Origin of the sequence: Sphingomonas sp. Leaf21, from assembly GCF_916858675.1 — a bacterium.
Lineage (GTDB): Bacteria > Pseudomonadota > Alphaproteobacteria > Sphingomonadales > Sphingomonadaceae > Sphingomonas.
The window spans coordinates 75,297-99,720 of record NZ_CAKASM010000006.1 but is presented as its reverse complement, the minus strand read 5'-3'; the positions used below and the strand labels follow the sequence as shown (position 1 = coordinate 99,720).

The following is a 24,424-nucleotide window of genomic DNA, read 5'->3' as shown; positions in this document are numbered from 1 at the left end:
GGGAGAGGGAAGCAAGGGCCAGCCCCGAACAAATCGGGATCATTTTCGCGATGGGGGGATAACATCGCGCGGCGTTTCGCTCTATATCGCCCGCCATGCTGACCGCGCTGTCCATCCGTGATGTCGTGCTGATCGAGGCGCTCGACCTCGATTTCGGCCAAGGCCTGGGCGTACTGACCGGCGAGACCGGCGCGGGCAAGTCGATCCTGCTCGATGCGCTGGGGCTCGCCCTCGGCGGGCGCGGCGACAGCGGGCTGGTCCGGCATGGCGCGGGCCAGGCGGTGGTCACTGCCTCTTTCGAGCCGCCCGCCCCCGACAGCCGCCTCGCCGCCCTATTGGACGATGCGGGGATCGAGATCGAGCCCGGCGAACCGCTGATCGTCCGTCGCCAGGTCAAGGCGGATGGCGGCAGTCGCGGCTTCGTCAACAGCCAGCCCGCCTCGGCCGCATTGCTGCGCGAGATCGCGCCCTTCCTGGTCGAGATTCACGGCCAGCATGACGATCGCGGCCTGCTCAATCCGCGCGGCCACCGGATGTTGCTCGACAGTTTCGGGCGTATCGAGACGCAGGCGGTCGCCGCCGCCTGGGTCCGGCTTCGCGAGGCGGAAGCCGCACTGACCAGCGCGCGCGAGGAGATCGAGGCGGCGGCGCGTGACCGCGAGTGGCTGGAACATGCGGTCGCCGAGCTGACCAAGCTGGCACCCGAACCCGGCGAGGAGGAAACGCTCGCCGATCGGCGACGGACCATGCAGCGGTCGGAGAAGATCGCCAGCGAACTGGGTGCGATCGAGGAGCATCTCCAGGGTTCGGACGGCGCCTTGGCGGGGCTGCGCCAGGCCGCCCGCGTGCTCGAGCGGATCGGCGAGGATCATCCGTCGCTCGCCGAAGCGCTGGCCGCGATCGACCGCGCGGTGATCGAGGCGTCACTGGCCGAGGATCGACTGATCGAGGCGCAGCGAGAGCTCGCCTATGATCCCCGCGCGCTGGAGGAAGACGAGGCGCGGCTGTTCGAGCTTCGTGGCATGGCGCGGAAGCACCGCGTCCAGCCCGACGATCTCGCCGACCTCACCGAGCAGTTGCGCGGACGGCTCGAGCGCCTGGATGCGGGAGAGGAAGGCATCGGGCGGCTGGAGGCCGCGGTCGCCACCGCCCGCGCCGCCTATGACAAGGCGGCCGCTCATGTGTCCAAGGCGCGGCTCGCCGCCGCCGAACGGCTCGATCAATCGGTGAAGACCGAGCTTGCGCCGCTCAAGCTCGACGCCGCGCGCTTCCGTACCACCGTCGTCCCGGTCGACGAGTCCGGCTGGTCGGCCGCGGGCAAGGACCGCGTCGAGTTCGAGATCTCGACCAATCCCGGCGCGCCCTTCGCCCCGCTGATGAAGATCGCGAGCGGCGGCGAATTGTCGCGCTTCATCCTCGCGCTCAAGGTCGCGCTGGCGGAGGAAGGCGGGGCGACGACGATGATCTTCGACGAGATCGATCGCGGCGTCGGTGGCGCGGTCGCCTCGGCGATCGGCGATCGGCTCCATCGGCTCGCCGGACGGACGCAGTTGCTCGTCGTCACGCACAGCCCGCAGGTCGCGGCGCGCGGCGCGGCGCACCTGCTGATCGCCAAGAGCCATGACGGCACCGTGACCCGAACCGGTGTCCGGCGCCTGGGCGAGGGCGAGCGTCGGGAAGAGATTGCCCGAATGCTGTCGGGCGCGTCGATCACCGACGAGGCGCGCGCGCAGGCCGACCGGCTGCTGGAAAGCCGGTGATCGCCCGCAGAAATCGATTTTATATCTGATACGAACCTGTTAGGCTCTGCGGACTCATGTATCCCACTGCCTATTTGTCGGATGTACCGGATGCTCGCCAAACTGACCAATGCTGCGCCGCAAGACGACGCCGAGGCGAAGGCTGAATTGATGGCGCGGCTGGTGGCCTGTCTTGCTTTGGCGGACGAACTCGATCTTGCCATGGTCGCCATCCATATTGAACAGGCGCGTACCTGGCTTATCGATCACGGGGCCGATGCGTCGCCGGAACTCACGTCGCTTGGCGCCGCCGCATCCGACGTGCTGAACTAAACATCTGGAATCGTGGCGTAGATCGCCGCATCAGGATGAGCGTGGCGCATCTTGATCCTGGTGCGGCCACTGGACTAGCACGGACGCCGTGACCGCCCAGCCCCCCCTGCCCGAAACCGATCTCGAAGCCGCGGCCGAACTGGACCGCCTGGCGCGGGAGATCGCCCATCATAATCGCCTTTATCATACCGAAGACGCGCCCGAGATTTCGGACGCCGATTATGACGCGCTGGTCCGTCACAATCGGGCGATCGAATCGGCCTTTCCCCATCTCGTCCGCGCCGATTCGCCCAGCACGAAGGTCGGCGCCGCCCCCGCCGCGCATCTGGCCAAGGTCCCCCATGCGCGACCGATGACGAGCCTCGACAATGCCTTTTCCGACGAGGAGGTCGAGGAGTTCGTCGCCCGTGTCCGCCGCTATCTGAAGCTGCCCGACGACGAACCCGTGACGTTGACCGCCGAGCCCAAGATCGACGGCCTGTCCTGTTCGCTGCGCTATATCGACGGTGTGCTGGTCCAGGCACTGACGCGCGGCGACGGCGCGATCGGCGAGGACGTGACCGAGAATGTCCGCACGATCGGCGACGTGCCCAAGACGCTTCCCGCCCCCGCGCCCGCCGTCTTCGAGGTGCGTGGCGAAGTCTATATGAGCAAGGTCGACTTCGCCCGGCTCAACGCCCGACTGGCACAGGAGGCGGCGGAGACCAACAGGGAGGCGCGGCAGTTCGCCAATCCGCGCAACGCCGCCGCCGGTTCGCTGCGCCAGAAGAATCCCGCAATCACCGCCAGCCGCCCGTTACGCTTCCTCGCGCATGGCTGGGGGGAGGCGAGTGCGGTGCCGGTCGAGACCCAGTTCGACATGGTCGAGACCTGGCGACGCTGGGGCTTTCCGATCGCCGACGCCTTCGCCCGCGTGCCCGACGCGGCCGCCGCGCTGTCCATCTATCGCACGATCGAGGCGCAGCGCGCCGACCTGCCCTTCGATATCGACGGCGTGGTCTACAAGGTCGATCGGCTCGACTGGCAGGCGCGGCTGGGCATCGTCGGCCGGACGCCGCGCTGGGCGATCGCGCACAAATTCCCCGCCGAGCGGGCGCAGACCACATTGGAGAAGATCGACATCCAGGTCGGCCGCACCGGCGCGCTCACCCCCGTGGCGCGGCTGGAGCCGGTGACGGTGGGCGGTGTCGTCGTGACGAACGCGACGCTGCACAACGCCGATGAGATCGAACGGCTGGGCGTCCGCCCGGGTGACAGGGTCGTCCTGCAACGCGCGGGCGACGTCATTCCGCAGATCGTCGAGAATCTGACTCGCGACGTCGATCGCGCGCCGTTCGCCTTTCCCGACCATTGCCCCGAATGCGGCAGCCTCGCGACCCGCGAGGAGGGCGAAGTCGTCATCCGCTGCACCGGCGGCCTGATCTGCCCGGCGCAGCGGGTCGAACGGCTGATCCATTTCGTGTCGCGCCATGCTTTCGACATTACGGGGCTCGGCCTCGTCCGGATCGAGGAATTCTTCCGCGACGGCCTGATCGCCTCGCCCGCCGACATCTTCCGCCTTCACCAGCATCGCGACGCGCTGATCCAGCGCGAGCGCATGTCCGAGCTGGTCGTCGACAAGCTGCTCGCCGCGATCGATGCCCGGCGGGAGATTGCGCTCGACCGCTTCCTCTTCGCGCTCGGCATCCGCCACGTCGGGGAGATCACCGCCCGCGACCTCGCCCGCCGCTTCGTATCGATGTCGGGTTTCCGCGCGATGATCGACCAGGCGCTGGCAGTCCGCGCCGAAACCGTGCCCGTGCTCGGCGAGCCCGACCGCAAGTTCGAATTGCGCCGTCAGCGCGCGGTCGTCGCGGCGATCGACACCGCGCAAATCGGTCCCGAGGTCGCCGACGCCCTGCTCGACTTCTTTGCCGAGGCCCATAATCGCGACGTCGTCGATGACCTCCTGCGCGAGGTCACGCCGCAGGACGTGATCCACCAGACCCGCGAATCGGAGGTGACCGGCAAGACCCTGGTCTTCACCGGCACGCTCGAAACCCTGTCGCGCGACGAGGCCAAGGCGCAGGCGGAGGCGCTGGGCGCGCGCGTCTCTGGTTCGGTGTCCGCCAAGACCGATCTGGTCATTGCGGGGCCCGGTGCGGGATCGAAGCTGAAAAAGGCGCAGGATCTGAACATCCCGGTCATCGACGAGGCGGCGTGGAACGCCCTGGTCGCGGGCCACTGATCTCCAAGCCGGCGGGTGTCGTCGGCATGACGCCGCCGTTACCCGCCACCGGAAACGCCCCGGACTCCCCCCGGCCGTCGACGGTCGGCCGCCGCACGCGGATTCTCCAGATTATGGATGAATTCTAGGAGGATAGGTCCGTTGCCATCCTCCCGACCGTTGCCAAGATGCAACGCCCGCGAACCGAGTGACCGCCCCCCTGTCGCAAGCGCGAGCTTTGTAACATAATGGCAATGTTCGGAGCGCAGGGGCAGGCATAACCGAGCCGGAGAACACGGCCGGACGCGCCGCTTCGCGCGCGAAAAGGGGAATTTTGATCTATGCGTAATACGCTTTTCCTGGGCGCGGCCGTCGTCGCGCTCGCCATTCCGGCGGCGGTAGCCGCACAGGAAACGACCGCGACCATCCGTGGTTCGGTCACTGCGGGCGGCGCGGCTGTGCCCGGCGCGCAGGTGACGATCATCAATGTGCCGACCAACACGCGCACCGTGACCCAGTCGGGTGCCGACGGCACGTTCACGCAGACCGGCCTGCAGGCCGGTGGCCCGTACACGGTCGAGGTTACGAGCCCCCAGGGCAACAAGACGGTCACCGACGTCTACACTGTCGTGCAGCAGGCCTATACCCTGCCGATCGACCTGAGCCCGGCCGCTGGCGCCGATGCGGGCGCGGGCGCGACTGGCGATATCGTCGTCACCGCCTCGGCAATCCGTGGCGCCGGTGTGACCTCGGACGGACCGCAGACCGTCCTCACCCAGGCCGACATCCAGAAGGTGGCGTCGGTCAACCGCGACATCCGTGACATCGAACGTCGCGATCCGTTCGCCACGATCGATCTCGGCAACCAGGGCGATCGCGGCGGCGCGGTCAGCTTCGCGGGCGTCAATCCGCGCTTCAACCGCTTCACGATCAACGGCGTCACCGTCGGCGACAGCTTCGGCCTGAACCAGGATGCGAGCCCGACCAATCGCGGCCCCGTCCCCTTCGACGCGATTTCGCAGGTCTCGGTCTCGATCGCGCCCTATGACTTCCGCCAGTCGGGTTTCCAGGGCGGCGCGATCGACACCGTCCTCCTGTCGGGCACCAACCAGTTCCACGGCACCGGCTTCTATTCGCAGAATACCGATGGCCTGACCGGCGATCGGATTGGCAGCACAACGCTGAACACCGCCAAGTTCAAGTCGGAGACTTATGGCGCTACGCTTCGTGGCCCGATCATCCCCGACACGCTGTTCTTCATGGTCTCGGGCGAGCGGAACACCGATCCGCGTCCGTTCGGCACCGTCATTCAGTCCTACAGCAATCCGGCAGCCGTCACCCAGGCGGTTACCGACGTCCTGAACATCGCCAACGCCAAGAACCTGGGCGACGCGGCAGGCGGCATCCTGGGGCTCAATCCCCGCAAGGACGAAAAAATCACCGGTCGGATCGACTGGAACGTCACGACGGGTCAGCGCCTGTCGCTGTCGTACATCAACTCGTACGACTCGCTGGTCAGCCAGAACAACACGTCGCTTTCGGCGAACGCTCCGACCTATGGCCTGAGCTCCAACGCCTATGCGCTCACCGAATTGCTGCGGGCCGGTATCGTCCAGTTGAATTCGGACTGGACCGACAACTTCTCGACCGAGGCGCGCGCGCTTTACAAATGGTATCGTCGCGGTCAGGAGCCGCTTCAGGGCCGCAGCATCGGTCAGATTTCGGTGTGCGATGACGCAACGTCGCAGGGCAACACGGCTTCGACCCTCACGGGCTGCAGCAACGCGGTCCCGCGCATCAGCTTCGGCCCCGACAACAGCCGTCAGACGAACCAGCTGTTCACCGACACCTGGGGTGGTCAGTTGGTCGGCCGCTACACGGCAGGCCGCCATCAGGTGCAGGCGCTGATCGACGTCGCGCAGAACCGCACGTTCAACAACTTCGTGCAGAACAGCCTCGGCTCCTATTATTTCGACTCGCTGGCGGACTTCAGCGCCGGTAACGCCAACCAGCTGATCTTTGCGGCCCCGATTGCGGGTGTCAGCCCGGCTGCCGACTTCCGCTACACCACGATCTCGCTCGGTCTGCAGGACGAATGGCAGGTCACCGACGCGCTGACGCTGACCTATGGCGCACGCTACACCATGTACGCCATGGGCGAGCGGCCGGTTTACAACCAGTTCTTCAACCAGCGTTACGGCTTCCCGAACACCAACACCTATAACGGCCTCGATCAGTTCGAGCCGCGTATCAGCTTCGACTGGAAGCCCGCCGACATCCTCGGCGGCGGCCTTAAGGTTCGCGGCGGCGCGGGCATCTTCGGTGGCGGCCTGCCCGACATCTTCATGTCGAACAGCTTCTCGAACACCATCACGACCAGCGCCATCACGATCACGCGCGCGGGCCAGGGCCTCAACAGCTGCACGGGCGGTATCCCCGACGCGATCTGTCAGGCCGCGCTGAACAACGTCACCGGCAACGTCCCGGCCGCCGTTGCGCAGTATGCCGCCAACACGACCAATCCGACGAACCTGTCGCGCACCAACACCGGCGCGCTGGCACCCAACTTCCACCTGCCGCGCTCGCTGAAGGCGACGCTGTCGGCGGATTATTCGCTCTTCGGCGTGAACTTCGGTGCGGACTATCTGTACACCAAGAACGTCGATGGCGTGATCTTCACCGATCTGCGCGCGATCCCGAACGGCGTCATGCCGGATGGCCGCGCCCGCTATGGCAGCGCGACCGTCTTCGCCGATCCGAACTACGATATCCTGGCCACCAACAGCTCGCTGGGCTACAGCCATGTCATCGTCGCCCGGTTCGACAAGGAATTCGACTGGGGTCTGCAGTTCGGCGCCAGCTTCACGCGTCAGTGGGTGAAGGACGTCGGCAACGCCACGTCGTCGACGATCAACTCGAACTACCGCAACCAGTTCTTCGGCCCGGACTCGAACAACCCGGCCTATGGAACCTCGGCCGACCAGATCAAGTGGCAGTTCAAGTACAGCGTCGGCTATGATCACGCCTTCTTCGGCGACTACAAGACGCGCATCCAGCTGTTCGGCGAGACGCGTGCGGGCCGCGCCTATAGCTACACGATGTTCGACAACTCGAACAACGTGCGTTCGCCCGTGTTCGGCACGGTCCTGACGGGCAACAACAGCACCAACCTGCTGTACGTCCCGACCGGCCTGAACGACCCACGCGTAAGCTATGGTGACGGCACCGGCACGACGGGCCTGACCGCAGCGCAGACGGCGCAGGCGCTCGACTCCTACATCAACGCCAACCCGGACCTGGCGAAGTACCGTGGCATGATCGTGCCCAAGAACACCGGTCGCAACCGCGCCTTCACCCGGATCGATCTGCATCTCGAGCAGGAAATCCCGACCTTCATCGGTCGTTCGCGCATCTCGGTCTTTGCCGACATCAACAACCTGCCCAACCTGATCAACAAGGATTGGGGTGGCCTGCGCCAGCTCGGCTTCCCCTATGGCGCGGCTCCGATCACTGTGCAGTGCCTGACCACGGCGGGCAATGCGAACAACGCCGGGACGGTGGCGACCACGACGGCACAGCCTTGCCTCCAGTATCGCTACTCGTCGTTTACCAATCCGAACACCCAGGCGCTGAGCTTCAACCAGTCGCTCTACCAAATCCGCATCGGCGCGCGCTTCAGCTTCTAAGCCGAGGCGTCCGCTCGCCGGACATTCGGGGCCGCCCCTCCTTCGGGAAGGGCGGCCCTTCTTTTTTGCCCTTCGCCCGCAGCCGGTGTAGATGTCGCCCGGCCATGGCCACCCATTCGCCCGTCGCGCCCTATGTCGCGCCATCCTCCGCGACCGATCATCTGTCGGTGCGACCGTTTTTCGAGAACAAGGCGCGTGCCTTCTGGATCCTGCAGGCGGTCGGCTGGTCCGGCTATCTGGTCCAGCGCTCGGTGGTCGGCATCTCCAACGGCTTCTCGCTGGAGAAGATCATCCCGGTGATCATCGAAGCGATCCTGGGCTATTGCATCACGCTGCTGCTCTCGACTCTCTATGGCTATTACCGGCGACTGCCGCGCATCATGGGGGTGTTCCTGACGCTGGCGACGCTGGCGGCGGCGACCTTTCTCTATGCCGCGCTCAACGCCTTCTCCTTCTCGTTCATCACCACCACCCAGCCGGGCGTGACGGTCAGCCTGCTGATCGGCAACCTCTTCATCACCTTCAACGTGCTGGCGGGCTGGTCGGCGCTCTATTTCGCGATCAACTATTATCTGATCGTCGAGAGCCAGATCGACGAGATGCGCGCGCTGGAGCTACAGGCATCGACCGCGCAGCTCGCGATGTTGCGCTATCAGCTCAACCCGCATTTCCTGTTCAACACGCTCAACTCCATCTCGACGTTGGTGCTGCTCAAGCAGACCGAACGCGCCAATGCGATGTTAAGCCGACTGTCAGCCTTTCTCCGCTACACGCTGGCGAATGAGCCCACGGCGCATGTGACCGTGGCGCAAGAGGTTGAAACACTGAAACTCTATCTCGAAATTGAGAAGATGCGCTTCGAGGATCGCCTGCGCCCGAGTTTCGAGATCGACCCGCGGGCCGAACGCGCGCGCCTGCCTTCGCTGCTGCTCCAGCCGCTGGTCGAGAACGCTATCAAATACGCCGTCACCCCGCAGGAGGAAGGCGCCGAAATCCGCGTCGACGTGCGGCTGGTCGGGCAACGGGTGCGGATCGCCGTATCCGATACCGGCCCCGGCTTGCACGACATACGGCATTCCTCAAGCGTTTCGACAGGCGTCGGACTGTCCAATATCCGCGAAAGGCTGGCCCAGGCTTATGGCCCGGACCATCGTTTCGAATCCCGCTCCGCGCCCGCTGGAGGATTCTCGGTCGAGATCGAGATCCCCTTCCAGCTTGAGAATGTGAACAGAGAGGCCGCATGACCATCCGTACCATCCTCGTCGACGACGAGCCCCTGGCGATCCAGGGCATGGAGCTTCGGCTCCAGGCGCACGACGACGTCGAGATCATCGAGCGCTGCTCGAACGGGCGCGAGGCGATCCGCGCGATCAAGACGCACAAGCCCGACCTCGTCTTCCTCGATATCCAGATGCCCGGCTTCGACGGTTTCTCGGTGATCCAGGGGCTGATGGAGGTCGAGCCGCCGCTATTCGTCTTCGTCACCGCCTATTCCGACCACGCCCTGCGCGCGTTCGAGGCGCAGGCGGTCGATTATCTGATGAAACCGGTCGAGGAGGCGCGACTTGCCGATACGCTGGACCGCGTCCGGCTCCGCCTGAGCGAGAAGCGCGGCGCGGGCGAGATCGAGAAGCTGAAGGAAGTGCTCGCCGAGCATGCGCCCGAAGCGGTCGCCGATCTGAACGAAGGCGGCGAAGTCGCCTCCAGCCGCTTCGAAAAGCTCATCAACATCAAGGATCGCGGCCAGATCTTCCGGGTCGACGTCGACACGATCGAAATGATCGAGGCGGCGGGCGATTATATGGTCATCAACACCGGCGACAATTCGCTGGTCCTGCGCGAGACGATGAAGGATCTGGAGAAGCGGCTCGATCCCCGCCGGTTCCAGCGGGTGCACCGTTCGACCATCGTGAACCTGGACCTCGTCAAACAGGTCAAGCCGCACACCAATGGCGAATGTTTCCTGCTGCTTGAATCGGGTGCGCAGGTGAAGGTTTCGCGGAGCTACCGCGACGTGGTGGCGCGGTTCGTCCACTGATTTTTCGAAGGTCACGCCCCGCGCCCGGTCGGGTGAGGGGCGTGGCCTTCGACGTCGCTCAGGCCGAGCGAAGTCGAAGCGCACGTCCCGACCTCAGCCAAACGGCCCCTAGCGCAGCCCCAGCATCTTGTGCGTCTGGAGCGTCAATCGCCAGCGCGGACGCTCCATCACCTGCGCGATGCAGGCCTCGCGATTCGCGTCCGCCAGAGGATCGTCCATCGGCTGGAGCAGGTGATTCGCAAAGTCCCAGCCCTCCAATTCCGCCGGATCGATCCCCGCCTGCGGCCAGACCAGCTTGAGCTCGTCCCCCGAACGCTGGACGATCTCGGAGCCGGCCTTGGGACTGATGCAGACCCAGTCGAGTCGCGGATGGGCGGCAAGCGTCCCGTTGCTCTCGATCGCGATGAAGAAGCCCGCCGCGTGCAGCGCGTCGACCAGCGCGTCGTCGACTTGGAGCATCGGCTCGCCCCCGGTCAGCACCACGAAACGCTCCCAGCGCGACTCGCCCCAAAAGCCCTCGACCGCCGCGACCAACGCAGCCGCATCGGCGAAGCGTCCACCGCCCAGCCCGTCGACCCCGACGAAATCGGTGTCGCAAAAGCGGCAGATCGCGCTCGCACGGTCCTGCTCGCGCCCGGACCACAGGTTGCACCCGGCGAAGCGCACGAACACCGCGCGCCGCCCCGCCTGCACGCCCTCGCCCTGGAGCGTCAGGAACATCTCCTTGACCGCGTAGCTCATGTGGTCAGTCCTGCGGCTTGACCGCATAGGCGGTGGGGTCGGCGATACCCGCTTCCTCGAACCCCTTGGAGCGCAGGCGGCAGCTATCGCAGCGCCCGCAATGCAGCCCCTCCGGCGTCGGGTCGTAGCAGGACCAGCTCAGCCCCATATCGACGCCCAGCCGCGTACCCTCGCGCACGATATCGGCCTTGGTCATGTGCTGGAGCGGCGCGCGGATCTTGAAGGGCTGACCCTCGACCCCCGCCTTGGTCGCGATCTCCGCCAGCCCCTCGAAGGCCGCGATGAATTCGGGGCGGCAGTCGGGATAGCCCGAATAGTCGAGCGCGTTGACCCCGATGAACAGGTCGCGCGCGCCCGCCGCCTCGGCCCAGCCCAGCGCCAGGCTGAGGAAAATCGTGTTGCGGGCGGGGACATAGGTCACCGGGATGCCCGGCTGCACACCGTCCTTGGGCACGTCGATATCGGCGGTCAGCGCCGACCCGCCAAAGGCGGACAGGTCGAGCGGCAGGACGATATGCCGCTCCGCCCCCAATGCCTCGGCGACGCGGGCGGCGGCGGCGAGTTCGACCTTGTGCCGTTGATTATAATCCACCGACAGCGCCAGGATGCGATAGCCTGCGGCCTTGGCCGAAGCAGCGGAAATCATCGAGTCCAGCCCGCCCGAAACGAGCACGACCGCCATGGGAGCAGAAGATGTCATGATGGCAGCGACCGCTACGCCCATATTCGCAGCGTTGCAACCCGACGGTCGCGCGGCCCCAGAATCAGAATAGGGGGGTCATAAAAGGCCGGGACCGCGACCGGCCAGTCCCACCGGACGGCGCGGAGTCGCGGTCCCGTACAGGACCTGAACCGGGCATGCTGGCACCCGGCACGAGGGAGTCTCCGCTACTGCAGAGCCGTCGACATAAACCCGGGTTAGTGAAAAACGGGTTAAGTGACGCGCAATTAATTTTTCAATTTCCAGCCCTTGCGCAGCAGGACGTAACACAGGACCGCCATCGCCGCGTCGATCGCCAGCACGACGAAGCCGCCCAGCGTCACCGGCGAATCGGCCAGGCCGAGAAAGCCATAGCGAAAGCCGGAGATGACGTAGAAGAACGGGTTGGCGTGGCTGATCGCGCGGAAGGCGGGGGCGAGGCCATCGACCGAATAGAAGGTGCCCGACAGCAGCGACAGCGGCACGACCACGAAGTTGGTGACCGCCGCCGCATGATCGAACTTCTCCGCCCAGATCGAGGTCAGCACGCCCAGCAGCGCGAGGAAGATCGACCCCAGCAGACCGAACCACAGCACCGCGAAGAAGGCGTGCGGCGTGACGTGCACGCCGGGCCAGATCGCCATCGCGATCCAGACGGTCAGGCCGACCAGCACCGCGCGCGTCACCGCGCCACCGACCAGCGCGGCGAGCAGCTCGGCGGTGGACAGCGGCGGCATCAGATAATCGACGATCGTCCCCTGGATCTTGCCCACCAGCAGCGAGAAGCTGGCATTGGCGAAAGCGTTGTTCATCATCCCCATGACGATCAGGCCCGGCGCGATGAAATCGGCGAACGGCACCTGCATCCCCGCGACCGGCACGGCATGGCGCCCGCCCAATGCGGTGGTGAAAATGATCAGATAGAGGAGCGTCGTGACCGACGGCGCCCATATCGTCTGGAGCTGCACCTTGAAGAACCGGCGCACCTCCTTGATATAGAGGGTTCTGAGGCCGCCCCAGTTGATGTTCCGGATGACGGGCACACCGGGGGCGGCGCGTACCGCCGAGGGAATTTCTCCGATTGGGGGCTGGCTGCTCATCGCCATAGCGCGTAACCGTTGCCGTGGCCGCCCGCAACCCGGTTCAAGGACCGGCCGGTGCGATGACGAAGTAAGGAAAGGTTTCGAATGTCGTGGACCGATGAGCGGATCGATACGCTCAGGACGATGTGGGAAGCGGGTCAGACCGCCAGCCAGATCGCCGAGGCACTGGGCGGGGTCAGCCGCAACGCCGTGATCGGCAAGGCGCACCGTTTGGGGCTTCAGGCCCGTCCGTCGCCGGTGAAGGCGAACGAGCCCGCCGCTGCCGCCCCCGTGGTCGAGGCGCCGGTCGCCGCGCCGCCGCCGCCGCCTGCACCCGAACCGGAGCCCGTCCGCGCGGCACCCAAGGCCGAGGACGAGCCGGAAGCCGAGGCGCCCCCGGTACGCGAGCCGCAGCCGATCCTCCGTTCGGTCGGCCCCGGCGGCTTCGTTCGCCAGTCGCCGGGCGAGCAGCAGCCCCCGCCCTCGCCTGCGCCGCCGCGTCGCCTGGTCCCCGCCAAGCCGAGCGCCGAAATGGCGGGCAAGACCTCGCTGCTCGACCTCAACGATCGAATCTGCAAATGGCCGCTGGGACATCCGGGCGAGCCGGACTTCCACTTTTGCGGCGACAAGGTGAATCCGGGCTTCCCGTACTGCGTCGCGCATTGTGGCCACGCCTATCAGGCGCAGTTGCCCCGCCGCGACCGTCGCCCGCCGCCGCCCCTGCCCTTTGGCGGCCCACGCGTCCGCTGATCGGGGTCAAGAAACGCCCGCCGGTTTTGGGACCGGCGGGCTTTTTCCTTGGCGGTGAACCTTGGCCTTCGACTTCGCCCGGCCTGAACGGGTTCAGGCGGGATCGACATTCAGCTTATTCTCCCCTCTCCCCTCTCCGCTCTACGAGGGGCAAGGGAAGGACAGGCATGGTTGAATGTCGATCGGGCCTAGGCCCCAAGTCAGAACCTCCGTTCGCACTGAGCGACGTCGAAGTGCACGCCCCGCCGCCTGCCACGAGCGAGGGGACGCGCCCTTCCATCAGAACCGGAACGCCGCCGTCGCGCGCAGCGAATGCCACCGGAACTTGTCATCCGACCGCCGGATATCCGTCCCCGCCGTGTTGGGTGCCAGCACGAACGGGTTGGTCGCTGGCGCGGACCCCTGCGTCACGCGGACGCGAGCGTCGTCGTCGCGATACTGGTGATACATATATTCCATGCCGATCGAGAAATTGCGCCCGATCTTCTGCTCGATACCGCCGCCGCCGAGGAAGCCGAACTGGTTGCGCTTGCCGCTCAGCGCGAAGGCATTGGCCGCGTTCGAGGTGGTGAAGCTGCGGTTGATCCGGGCATAGCCGCCGCCGAACGTACCGTAGAACAGCGTGTTGTTCGCCGCATAACCCGCACGACCGCGCACCGAGGCTTCCCAGTCGATGCTGCGCGTGAACGTGTACCAGGCCGGGGTGGTCGAGAAGGCCGAGACGCTGTCGGTGATTTCCGACTTACCGAACTCGCCGACCGCGCCATAGACGATGTTGCCGACCTGATGATCGATGCCGACCCGGCCATAATAGGCGATGCCGTCCTTGTCGTTATCGCATCCGGTCGCGGCATTCTGCGGCGACAGCACGCTACGCGCGCGGCCGTTGCAGAAGCCCGGCGAGAAGGCGTTGGCGCCGGTCGAGGTCGTCACGACGTCGCCGAAATTGCCGTCAAGATTGCGGTCGAACAGCATCCGCGAGCCAATATCGTTGCCCTGCACGTCATAGCCGAAGCTGCCGCCGACATAGACGCCCGAGAACGGCGCCGCGTCCTCGCCCGCATAGCTGCCGTCCTGCGCCATCGCAGGCGCGGCGATGAGCGCCGAGGCCAGCGCCCCCGCCATCCAGAATTTCATCATGATCACTCCCGTACCTTTGGCGTACCCTTGGCATAAAGGTGCACGCGGAACGGATGGCCCCGCCGGAATATCCCATGTTAGCCGTCCGGCAAACTTTTGTCGCAATCGCAAGGACTCACGCCAGCGCTGGCGTGACGCCCGCACAGCCCCTATAGTTCCCGTTATGTCCAATGACCTGTTCGCGGGCGGTGCCCGTCCCCAGCCCGCCTATGACGCCTCCTCGATCGAGGTGCTGGAGGGGCTGGAGCCCGTGCGTCGCCGTCCGGGCATGTATATCGGCGGCACCGACGAGCGCGCGCTTCACCACCTCGCCGCCGAAGTGCTCGACAATGCGATGGACGAGGCCGTCGCGGGCCACGCCACCCGGATCGAGGTCAAGCTGGAGCCGGGCAACCGCCTGACCATCGTCGACAATGGCCGAGGCATTCCCGTCGACCCGCATCCCAAGTTTCCCGACAAGTCGGCGCTGGAGGTCATCCTCTCGACGCTCCACTCGGGCGGCAAGTTCACCGGCAAGGCCTATGCGACCAGCGGCGGCCTGCACGGCGTCGGCGTGTCGGTGGTCAACGCGCTATCGTCGGACACGGTGGTCGAGGTCGCGCGCGAACGCATCCTGTACCGCCAGCGCTTCTCGCGCGGCGCGACGCTGGGACCGCTGGAGACGGTGGGCGCGGCCCCCAACCGGCGCGGGACGAGCGTGGCCTTCACCCCCGATACCGAGATTTTCGGGCCCGAACTGAACTTCAAGCCCGCGCGGCTGCACAAGCTGGTCCGCTCCAAGGCCTATCTGTTCGCGGGCGTCGAGATTCGCTGGCACTGCGCGCCCGACCTCATCACCGACGACACGCCTGCGGAGGCGGTGTTCCAGTTCCCCGGCGGCCTTGCCGACCATCTGAAGGAACAGATTGGCGGCCGCGAATGCGCCACCGCCGATTTCTTCTCGGGCAATCAGGACTTTCCCGCCGAACAGGGGCGCGTCGAATGGGCGGTCGCCTGGCCGCTGTGGAGCGACGGCAGCTATAGCTGGTATTGCAACACCATCCCGACCCCGGATGGCGGCACGCACGAACAGGGCCTGCGCCAGGCGCTGGTGCGCGGGCTTCGAGCCTTTGGCGAACTGGTGAACCAGAAAAAGGCCAAGGACATTACCGCCGACGATGTCATGGTCGGCTCCGAACTGATGCTCTCGGTCTTCATCCGCGAGCCGCAATTCCAGAGCCAGACCAAGGACCGCCTCACCAGCCCCGAGGCGGCCGGGCTGGTCGAAAAGGCGGTGCGCGACCATTTCGACCATTATCTCTCCGCCAACATGGATCGCGGCAAGGCATTGCTCGGCTATGTCCTCGACCGGATGGACGAGCGCCTTCGCCGCAAGGCCGAGCGCGAGGTCAAGCGCAAGACCGCGACCTCGGCCCGCAAGCTGCGCCTGCCCGGCAAGCTGACCGACTGTTCGGCGGACAGCCCCGAGGGCACCGAGCTGTTCATCGTCGAGGGCGACTCGGCGGGCGGCTCGGCGAAGCAGGCGCGCGACCGCAAGACGCAGGCGATCCTGCCGATCCGCGGCAAGATCCTGAACGTCGCCTCCGCCACCTCGACCAAGATCCTGCAGAATCAGGAGATCGCCGACCTGACGCTGGCGATGGGCTGCGGCACGCGCAAGGATTGCGACCCGACCCAGCTACGTTACGAAAAGATCGTCATCATGACCGACGCCGATGTCGATGGCGCGCATATCGCCACGCTGCTGATGACCTTCTTCTTTCAGGAGATGCCCGATCTGGTGCGGCGCGGACACCTCTACCTCGCGCAGCCGCCGCTCTATCGCCTGACGGTCGGCGCCAAGTCGCTCTACGCGCGCGACGACGCCCACCGCGCCGAGCTGGAACGCACCGCGTTCAAGGGCAAGAAGGTCGACGTCGCGCGCTTCAAGGGCTTGGGCGAGATGAACCCCGGCCAGCTGCGCGAAACGACAATGGACCCGGCGACGCGCAGCCTGATCCGCATCACCCTGCCCCAGGAATATGAGGAACGCGCGGGCGTGAAGGATCTGGTCGACCGGCTGATGGGCAACAATCCGGCCCACCGCTTCGCCTTCATTCAGGAAAATGCCGCGCGGCTGGATGAAGAGGTGATCGACGCCTGACGCAGGTGTCTGCTTTTACAATTGCTTACTTGCCATGACACGCGCTTCATGGCCTTTATGTCATTCCCATCCGGCGTCACTCAGCCGTTTCGGCCCTGATCGGTCGGGCGGCAAGAAGGAGGCCTGCCCATGCTTATCCTCGCCTTGTTGCTGCAAGCCCAGGTTCGACCGGAGCCGGTCGCGCCCGCGCTGACCCAACCCCGCAATCCGCCAGTACCGGTCGAATCGATCTTTCGCGGTGACGACCCCAATCTGGAAGCGGCCAAGGCGCAGAGTTCCATCGTGGTGATGGGCCAGCGATCGAAACGGCTGAAGCAGGATCTGGACGCCTGTATCGCACAGCATTGCCCGCCCCAGCGCGACATCAACCTGTCGCTCGCCTATGCCGAGACGCAGCTGGTCATGGGCGACTATCATGGCGGTCGCGAGACGATGCTCGCCGCGCGCAAACGCAATGCGCGCTATGCCGCCGAACTGCCGATCGACGTCGCCGACTTGCACCGGGCGACCGGGCTGTTCGCCAATCTCACCGGCCATCCCAATCAGAACAAGACCAGCGCGATCGATGCCATCGATGCCCTGAAGAGCGGCCTGCCGCATGCCGACACGCGCGTCTACACGCAGCGGCTGGAGATCGGCGATGCCATGCGACGCGAGGGCAAGATCGACATGGCGCTGTCGCAATATGAAAAGGTCGCGCATCAGGGGCGAGAGGCCGGGCTGCCCGAGATTGAGGGCATGGCGATGTTCCGCTCCGCCGTCTTGCTCGGGGCGTTGGCATACGCATTGCCGCGCTTTACCCGTCCGGCACAGGAGGAAGCCAAGGCGATCCTCGCCAACACTTCGCCAGCCTTCCTGCCCTTCCGCAACGGCGTCCGAATGTTGCAGGCCCGGCTGGAACCGGCGTCGCGACGCCCTGCGGCGATCGAGGCGGCGCTCGCGGGCATGGAACCCGACGACAATCCGCAACCGATGCTGCTGTTTGCGCCGCCCCTCAAGACCGAGAATATGGGCTTTGGCGCCGCCCAGCGCACGGCCGATCCGCTCTGGGCGGATGTCAGCTTCTTCATCGCGCCCGATGGAAAGGTCTCCGACGTCTCAATCGTCCAGCAGACCGACGGACTGAGCCTGAAATGGCTCGCGCTCGTCACCAAGCAGGTCCAGGAACGACGCTACGCGCCGCAGCGTCGCACGCGCGACCTGCCCCGGCTGGAGCGTTATTCCTTCATCGCCGATACCCAGACGGAGACCCGGTCCCGCATACGCACCAACAGCGCCGGGCTGCGTATCGAGGTGACCGACCTGTCACCGGTGCCCCGGCCATCCGCGGCCGCCCCGGCCACGCCGTCATAGCCGCTCTCCCCGCCGCTGCGATGCGTTGACGCCACCGCGCAATAGACCCTATGATCGGTATCGGGCGGCCCTTCGAGCCGCCCTTTGCTGTTTGAAGGAGACACCCCGTGACCATCACCGCCCTGATGCCCGTCTACCCACGGTGCGGGGTGCGTCCGGTCCGAGGCGAGGGCGTCTATCTCTATGGCGAGAACGACGAGCAGTATCTGGACTTCGCCGCCGGGATCGCGGTGAACGCGCTGGGCCATGGCCACCCCAAGCTGGTCGAGGCGATCGCCAGGCAGGCGGCCACCCTGATGCACGTGTCGAACCTGTATGGCAGCCCGCAGGGTGAGCATTTCGCGCAGCGGCTGGTCGATTCGACCTTTGCCGACACGGTGTTCTTCACCAATTCAGGCGCAGAGGCGGTCGAATGCGCGATCAAGACCGCGCGCCGCTATCACTTCGCCAACGGCAATCCGCAGCGCCACACGCTCATCACGTTCAACAACGCCTTTCACGGCCGGACGCTGGGCGCAATCTCGGCGACCAACCAGCCCAAGATGCGCGACGGGTTCGAACCGCTGCTGCCCGGCTTCGCCTACGCGCCGTTCGACGATCTGGCGGCGGCGCTGGCGCTGATCGACGAGAACACCGCCGGTTTCCTGGTCGAGCCGATCCAGGGCGAAGGCGGCCTGCGTCCTGCCAGCATGGAATTCCTGCAAGGGCTGCGCCGCGCGTGCGACGAGCATGGTCTGTTGCTGGTGCTGGACGAGGTGCAGTGCGGTTACGGTCGTACCGGCAAGTTCTTCGCGCATGAGCTGTACGGCGTGACGCCCGACATCATGGCCTCCGCCAAGGGTATCGGCGGCGGCTTCCCGCTGGGCGCGTGCCTGGCGACCGAGGAAGCGGCCAAGGGCATGGTCATCGGCACGCACGGCTCGACCTATGGCGGCAACCCGCTCGCCATGGCCGCCGGTGAAGCGGTGCTCGACGTGATGCAGGAGCCTGGCTTCCTCGAGCATGTCGAGGCGATGGGCAAGCGTCTGCGCTCCACGCTCGAGCAGATGATCCCGAACTTCGACCATCTGTTCGAGGAAGTGCGTGGCCACGGCCTGATGCAGGGCCTGAAGATGAAGAGCGACAGCCGCCGTTTCGTCGCGCATTGCCGCGACAATCACGGGCTGCTGCTGGTCGCGGCGGGCGAGAACGTCATCCGTATCCTGCCGCCGCTGACCATCGACGAAAGCCACATCACCGAGTTCGCGACGAAGCTGTCGGACGCCGCGCGCGTCTACGTCCCCGCCGCCGACGACTGATGATCCCTGCCACCCCGGCGGCCCATGACCGCCGGGGGACGGAGTACCGACCCATGACGATCCGCCACTTCCTGAACCTCGCCGACGCCGGTCCCGAGGGTGTCACCGCCATTCTGAACGACGCGCAGGCTCGCAAGGCCGCGCGCGCCGGTTTCCCCAACGGCCGCGTCGACGCGGACGCGCCGCTCGCCGGGCACACGCTGGCCATGGTGTTCGAGAAGAACTCGACCCGCACCCGCGTCAGCTTCGACATGGCGATCCGCCAGCTTGGCGGCACCTCGATCGGGCTTGATGCGGGTACGATGCAGCTCGGGCGCGGCGAGACCATCGCCGACACCGCGCGCATCCTGTCGGGCTATACCGACGCGATCATGATCCGCACCGACGACCATGCCAAGGTCGAGCAAATGGCGCATTACGCGACCGTGCCGGTCATCAACGGCCTGACCGACCTGTCGCACCCGTGCCAGATCATGGCCGACCTGCTGACCGTGATCGAGGCGGGCAAGACCCTGTCCGGCCTGAAGGTCGCCTGGCTGGGCGACGGCAACAACGTGCTGCACTCGATCGTCGAGGCGGGCGGGCTGCTCGGCTTCGACGTGGTCGCCGCCTGCCCGGACGGCTACCATCCCGAGCCGGGCACGCTGGAACTCGGCAATGGCCGCGCGACCTGCACCACGGATCCGCGTGCGGCGGTCGAGGGTGCGGACATCGTCGTCACCGACACCTGGATCTCGATGGGCCAGGCCCATGCCGAGGAAAAGCTGGCCGCGATGATGCCGTTCCAGGTCAATGCCGACCTCATGGCGTTGGCCAAGCCCGACGCGAAGTTCCTCCACTGCCTGCCCGCGCACCGCGAGGAAGAGGTGACGGGCGACGTGATCGACGGGCCGCAGTCGCTGATCTGGCCGGAGGCGGAGAACCGGCTCCATGCGCAGAAATCGGTGCTGCGCTGGTGCTTCGGCCAGGTCGGTTGATCGCAGGCCGCGCCATCCTATCTAGGGAAAGGCCGGCGGGTTCGTCGGCCTTTTCCATTTCCCCGCCAGACCGGCACCATATCGCCCGGCCGCCATCCGGAGCGTAAAGGCACGAGCATGACCGACATCACCCTGCCCGAACTCGACCGCGCGATCGGCTTCACCATTCCGCAGCAGCATGCGCGCGGACGTCTGGTGCGCCTCGGGCCCGTGCTGGACGAGATCCTGATGGCACATGCCTATCCCCCCGCGATCGAACGGTTGCTGGCCGAGGCGCTGACGCTGACCGCGCTGATCGGCACCACGCTGAAGGACGCGGACGGCCAGCTGACCATCCAGACGCGCAGCGATACGGGCGTGATCCAGTTGCTGGTCTGCGACTATCGCGGCGGCGAGCTGCGCGGCTATGTCCAGTTCGACGCCGACAAGCTCGCCGAACTGCCCGCCGATCCGACGCTGTTCGCGCTGTTCGGCCAGGGCTATCTGGCGATCACCTTCGACCTGGCGGTGACCGGCGAGCGCTATCAGGGTATCGTGCCGATCGACGGCGAGACGCTGTCGGCGGCGGCGGAGAGCTATTTCACCCAGTCGGAGCAGATCCCGAGCCTGTTGCGCGTCGGGATCAGCAAGGGCCCCGACGGGCGTACCGTCGCGGGCGGCCTGTTCCTCCAGCATCTGCCGGAGGGCGAGGAAGGCCGCGAGCGGTTGCACGTCAAGCTCGACCATCCCGAATGGGAGCATGTCCAGGCGCTTGGCCAGACGATGGAAGTCGAGGAACTCGCCGACGCCGCGCTGCCGCTGGAGACATTGGTGTGGCGCCTGTTCAACGAGGAACAGGATGTCCGCGTCACCCAGGCTCCGGCGATCGTGCGCGGCTGCCGCTGTTCGGCGGACTATATCGCGAGCGTCATCACCAAGTTCTCCGTCGAGGAGCGCCGCGACATGGCGGACGCCGACGGGCTGATTCAGGTGGATTGCGCGTTTTGCGCCAAGAAGTTCCCGGTTCGCTACGACGCCGAAGCGGCGGCCTGACCCCTTTTATTCCTCCCCAAGCTCGGCTTGGGGAGGGGGACCATGCGCAGCATGGTGGAGGGGCATTCCCCTGCGACAAACCCCGCACCTTGCGAAGGCACCCCGCCCCTCCACCACCAGCCCGCGGCTGGCGGTCCCCCTCCCCATTGGAGATGGGGAGGATTTACGGCGCAGCGGCCCGGGCGCCGGTTGCGGCGTCGATGGGATGTGAGAGGCCCTACCGCGCTCTCTCGTTAGCGCCTCACGCCACGTCACCATGGGCGACGTGGCAACCAGGCGTGGCCTTCGGGTTGGCGGAGGGGTTAGCCCCCCAAAGCCTCGACCAGCGACTTGACCTTCTGCTGGCGCCATTGCGGCAGCGGTGCGACCAGCCAGTATCCCATGCGGGACGGGACCGCCTCGCCGGTGGCCGTCACCCGCCCCTCCGCAAGATCGCGTTCGGCGAGCAGTTGCGGCACGACCGCGCGGCCAAGCCCCGCCGCGACCGCGTCGATCGCAAGGCCCGCATCGGTGACCCGGACCAGCGGCGTGCCCTCCTCCGGCGCGCCGGGCCAGGCGATCAGCGGCGCATCGGCGGGGCCAATGGGGATCATCCCGTCGGACTCGATCGCCTCGCCCTCCAGCCCGCCGGGCCCGTCGCCCCAGCGGATGGCGAGGTCCAGATTGGCCTCGGTGAAATCCAGCCCCTCATCCGATGCGATCAGCGAGAAGCGCAAATCGGGATCGCTCGCGGCGATCGCGGCGAGGCGCGGCATCAGCCATTTCTCGGTCACGTCGCGCGGCGCGGCGATGGTCAGCGACTTGGACGACTGGCCCGCCTGCATCGCGCGCACGGCATCCTCGAACTGCAGGAAACCGGCGCGCAGCGGCGCGAGGCCAGCTTCCGCCTCGGGCGTCAGCTCCAGGCCGCGTGTCGTGCGGCGGAACAGGACGACGCCCAGCGTATCCTCCAGCGCGCGGATCTGCTGCCCCACCGCCGCCGGGGTAACCGCCAGTTCGTCGGCGGCGCGGGTGAAGCTGAGGTGGCGCGCCGCGGCGTCGAGCACGCGCAAGCCGTTGAGCGGGAGATGCGTCCGCTTCACGATTCCACCGCCGGGGCGATCAGCGCGAAATGGGGAATGGCCGCGTCGAAGGTCACGCCGTCCGCACCCACCATGCGATAGCTGCCCTGCATCGCGCCGCTGGTCGTCGCCAGCGGACAGCCCGAGACATAGTCATAGGAGGCGCCCGGCTGGATCACCGGCTGTTCGCCGACCACGCCCTCGCCCTCGACCGAATGGCGCGCGCCGCGTCCGTCGGTGATGATCCAGCGGCGGGTGAGCAGTTGCACCGCCTGGTCGCCCTCATTCTCGATGCGGATATGATAGGCCCAGAACCAGCGCCCCCGCTCCGGCTCGGACTGCTCGGGCAGATAACTGACCGACACGCGGACCGTCACCGGCCCGCTGGTCAACGCGTGGGGGAAGAGCGCCTTCACAGACCCACGGCGCTGAGCGCCTGGCCGAGATCGTCGATCAGGTCGTCCGCATCCTCCAGCCCGACATTGAGGCGAAGCATCCCCTCGCCGATCCCCATCTCGATCCGCTTTTCCTCGGCGACACCGGCATGGGTGGTCGAGGCGGGATGGGTCATCAGCGAGCGCGAGTCGCCGATATTGTTCGAAATGTCGATCAGCTCCAGCGCATCGAGCAGCCCATGCGCCTGTTGCCGCCCGCCATCGAGTTCGAGCGCGAAGATGCTGCCCGCCGCCTTCATCTGGCGCATGGCGAGTTCATGCTGCGGATGGCTGGGCAGACCGGGGCACAGCACGCGCGGCACGCGGGTTTCGAGAAACCTTGCGACCTTGATCGCCGACTCCGACTGGCGATGGATACGCAGGTCCAGCGTCTCCAGCCCCTTCAGCACCACCCAGGCGTTGAACGCCGACAGCGTCGGCCCGGTGTTGCGGGTGAAGGGCAGCAGGGTGTTGGTGATGAAGTCCTCGGTCCCGCACACCGCACCCGCCAGCACGCGCCCCTGCCCGTCCATCATCTTGGTCGCGGAATAGGCGGTCACGTCCGCGCCGAAGTCCATCGGCCGCTGGAGCGCGGGCGTCGCGAAGGCATTGTCGACGACCGTGGTGATGCCGCGCTCGCGTGCGATGGCGCAGATCGCCTCCAGATCGGCGACGTCCATCGTCGGGTTGGCGGGCGTCTCGAAGAAGAAGACCTTGGTCTCTGGGCGGACCGCGTCGAGGAACGCCTGCGGGTCGCGCGCATCGACCACGGTGGTCGCGATGCCGAACTTGGGCAGCAGCGTGTCGGTCAGCCACCGGCACGATCCGAAGGCCGCACGCCCGCCGACCAGATGGTCGCCCGCCTGCAACTGGCAGAGCAGCACCGCCGTCATCGCCGCCATGCCCGACGCCATGGTCCGGCACGCCTCGGCCCCTTCGAGGAGCGCGATACGCTGTTCCAGCATCTCGACGGTCGGGTTCTGCAGGCGGGAATAGGTCATCCCGTCCTGCTCGCCCGCGAACCGCGCCGCGGCATCGCCCGCGCGGTCGTAACAATAGCCCGAAGTCAGGAAGAGCGCCTCGGACGTCTCGCCATATTCCGACCGCGCGGTGCCGCCGCGCACGGCCTGCGTCGCGGGGCGCCACTTGGTGGTGATCGAACGGTCCTGGCCAGTCTTGCGCTTCATATCCGCCCATTTGCCGGTCCGGGGAGCGGGGTTCAAGGATATTCCGACGCTCGGCCCCTTGTGTCACCGTTACCCGAGCGGAACGGAAATGTGCCCGATCCGGTTATGTCGGCCTGTTCCAACAGGGAGGAAGACAATGAAGACCCGCATCATCCTATTGCTGGCCGCAGGCCTCGTGTCGCTGTCGGCGTGCAACAGCAAGGGCACCGACAAGCTTGCCGAGAATGTCGAGAAGGCCGCCGACAACCGCGCCGACGGCATGGAAACCCAGGCCGATGCGCTGCGCAACCAGGCCAAGATGCTCGACAAACAGGCCGAGAAGACCCGCGACTATGCCGAGGACCGCGCCGACGCGATCAAGGCGGCCGACGTCAATGCCAGCGCGATGAGCCCGGAACAGCGCGAAGCGATCGTGGCGAACCAGGCGGCGGCGGTCCGGTAGGACCGGTCCGCGGCCATGCCCCTCCACCCCCGCTTCGCGGCGGTCCCCCTCCCCAAGCTTGGCTTGGGGAGGAATAGGGTGA

Annotated in this window: 20 protein-coding genes; 13 read left to right on the top strand and 7 right to left on the bottom strand. The window is 66.5% G+C overall.

All coding sequences use genetic code 11. The annotated features are described in order from the left end of the window. Positions 1-95 precede the first annotated feature (95 nt). The 6 genes from recN to LRP66_RS07780 all read left to right on the top strand — a co-directional run bounded on the left by recN (position 96) and on the right by LRP66_RS07780 (position 10,002). Positions 96-1,760 (top strand): DNA repair protein RecN, encoded by a 1,665-nt coding sequence (gene recN, locus LRP66_RS07805; RefSeq protein WP_230481931.1) that lies wholly within the window; start codon positions 96-98, stop codon positions 1,758-1,760. 90 nt (positions 1,761-1,850) lie between these two features. Continuing rightward, positions 1,851-2,072 (top strand): hypothetical protein, encoded by a 222-nt coding sequence (locus LRP66_RS07800; RefSeq protein ID WP_230481930.1) that lies wholly within the window; start codon positions 1,851-1,853, stop codon positions 2,070-2,072. Between the two features lie 88 nt (positions 2,073-2,160). Beyond that, positions 2,161-4,299 (top strand): NAD-dependent DNA ligase LigA, encoded by a 2,139-nt coding sequence (gene ligA / locus LRP66_RS07795; protein WP_230481929.1) that lies wholly within the window; start codon positions 2,161-2,163, stop codon positions 4,297-4,299. Between the two features lie 320 nt (positions 4,300-4,619). Beyond that, positions 4,620-7,964, top strand: a complete 3,345-nt coding sequence (locus LRP66_RS07790) for a TonB-dependent receptor (protein WP_230481928.1) — start codon at positions 4,620-4,622, stop codon at positions 7,962-7,964. A 104-nt stretch (positions 7,965-8,068) separates the two neighbouring features. Next, the gene (locus LRP66_RS07785; protein ID WP_230481927.1) at positions 8,069-9,208 is read left to right on the top strand and encodes a sensor histidine kinase; all 1,140 of its coding nucleotides are present in this window, start codon (positions 8,069-8,071) and stop codon (positions 9,206-9,208) included. Beyond that, entirely contained in the window at positions 9,205-10,002 is a 798-nt protein-coding gene (locus LRP66_RS07780; RefSeq protein WP_230481926.1) for a LytR/AlgR family response regulator transcription factor, read from the top strand. The genes LRP66_RS07785 and LRP66_RS07780 overlap by 4 nt, the downstream gene beginning before the upstream one ends. A 108-nt stretch (positions 10,003-10,110) precedes the next feature. Here the strand turns inward: LRP66_RS07780 and queE are convergent, their stop codons facing one another. From queE to LRP66_RS07765, 3 genes are all read right to left on the bottom strand, one after another. Then, positions 10,111-10,743, bottom strand: coding sequence for a 7-carboxy-7-deazaguanine synthase (gene queE, locus LRP66_RS07775; RefSeq protein WP_230481925.1), 633 nt, complete (start codon positions 10,741-10,743; stop codon positions 10,111-10,113). A 4-nt stretch (positions 10,744-10,747) separates the two neighbouring features. Continuing rightward, positions 10,748-11,467, bottom strand: coding sequence for a 7-cyano-7-deazaguanine synthase QueC (gene queC, locus LRP66_RS07770; protein ID WP_268992441.1), 720 nt, complete (start codon positions 11,465-11,467; stop codon positions 10,748-10,750). Positions 11,468-11,691: 224 nt separating this feature from the next. Beyond that, a complete protein-coding gene (locus tag LRP66_RS07765; protein WP_230481923.1) occupies positions 11,692-12,543 on the bottom strand; it encodes an ABC transporter permease in 852 nt (283 codons plus the stop codon). Between the two features lie 87 nt (positions 12,544-12,630). Between LRP66_RS07765 and LRP66_RS07760 the strand changes: the two genes are divergently transcribed. Further along, positions 12,631-13,275 carry a GcrA family cell cycle regulator gene (locus tag LRP66_RS07760; protein ID WP_230481922.1) on the top strand — a complete coding sequence of 215 codons (645 nt, stop codon included), beginning with the start codon at positions 12,631-12,633 and terminating at the stop codon, positions 13,273-13,275. Between the two features lie 279 nt (positions 13,276-13,554). On the opposite strand, the gene LRP66_RS07755 is transcribed toward LRP66_RS07760, so the two are convergent. Next, a complete protein-coding gene (locus LRP66_RS07755; protein WP_230481921.1) occupies positions 13,555-14,415 on the bottom strand; it encodes an outer membrane protein in 861 nt (286 codons plus the stop codon). A 163-nt stretch (positions 14,416-14,578) separates the two neighbouring features. On the opposite strand from LRP66_RS07755, the gene parE reads away from it, so the two are divergent. The 5 genes from parE to hslO all read left to right on the top strand — a co-directional run bounded on the left by parE (position 14,579) and on the right by hslO (position 21,218). Further along, positions 14,579-16,558 (top strand): DNA topoisomerase IV subunit B, encoded by a 1,980-nt coding sequence (parE, locus tag LRP66_RS07750; RefSeq protein WP_230481920.1) that lies wholly within the window; start codon positions 14,579-14,581, stop codon positions 16,556-16,558. Between the two features lie 129 nt (positions 16,559-16,687). Then, positions 16,688-17,911, top strand: a complete 1,224-nt coding sequence (locus tag LRP66_RS07745) for a hypothetical protein (RefSeq protein ID WP_230481919.1) — start codon at positions 16,688-16,690, stop codon at positions 17,909-17,911. Between the two features lie 107 nt (positions 17,912-18,018). Then, complete coding sequence (locus LRP66_RS07740) at positions 18,019-19,209, top strand: aspartate aminotransferase family protein (RefSeq protein ID WP_230481918.1); 1,191 nt, start codon at positions 18,019-18,021, stop codon at positions 19,207-19,209. Between the two features lie 53 nt (positions 19,210-19,262). Then, positions 19,263-20,186, top strand: a complete 924-nt coding sequence (gene argF / locus LRP66_RS07735; protein ID WP_230481917.1) for an ornithine carbamoyltransferase — start codon at positions 19,263-19,265, stop codon at positions 20,184-20,186. 117 nt (positions 20,187-20,303) lie between these two features. Continuing rightward, positions 20,304-21,218, top strand: coding sequence for an Hsp33 family molecular chaperone HslO (gene hslO, locus LRP66_RS07730; RefSeq protein WP_230481916.1), 915 nt, complete (start codon positions 20,304-20,306; stop codon positions 21,216-21,218). Positions 21,219-21,520: 302 nt separating this feature from the next. Here hslO and LRP66_RS07725 read toward each other — a convergent pair whose 3' ends face one another. The 3 genes from LRP66_RS07725 to LRP66_RS07715 are packed head-to-tail and all read right to left on the bottom strand — an operon-like array spanning position 21,521 to position 23,900. Further along, positions 21,521-22,300 (bottom strand): LysR family transcriptional regulator, encoded by a 780-nt coding sequence (locus LRP66_RS07725; protein ID WP_230481915.1) that lies wholly within the window; start codon positions 22,298-22,300, stop codon positions 21,521-21,523. Then, the gene (gene apaG, locus LRP66_RS07720; protein WP_230481914.1) at positions 22,297-22,695 is read right to left on the bottom strand and encodes a Co2+/Mg2+ efflux protein ApaG; all 399 of its coding nucleotides are present in this window, start codon (positions 22,693-22,695) and stop codon (positions 22,297-22,299) included. Before apaG ends, LRP66_RS07725 begins: the two co-directional genes overlap by 4 nt. Continuing rightward, the gene (locus tag LRP66_RS07715) at positions 22,692-23,900 is read right to left on the bottom strand and encodes a trans-sulfuration enzyme family protein (RefSeq protein ID WP_230481913.1); all 1,209 of its coding nucleotides are present in this window, start codon (positions 23,898-23,900) and stop codon (positions 22,692-22,694) included. Before LRP66_RS07715 ends, apaG begins: the two co-directional genes overlap by 4 nt. Before the next feature lie 136 nt (positions 23,901-24,036). Between LRP66_RS07715 and LRP66_RS07710 the strand changes: the two genes are divergently transcribed. Further along, entirely contained in the window at positions 24,037-24,342 is a 306-nt protein-coding gene (locus tag LRP66_RS07710; protein WP_230481912.1) for a hypothetical protein, read from the top strand. Positions 24,343-24,424 lie beyond the last annotated feature (82 nt).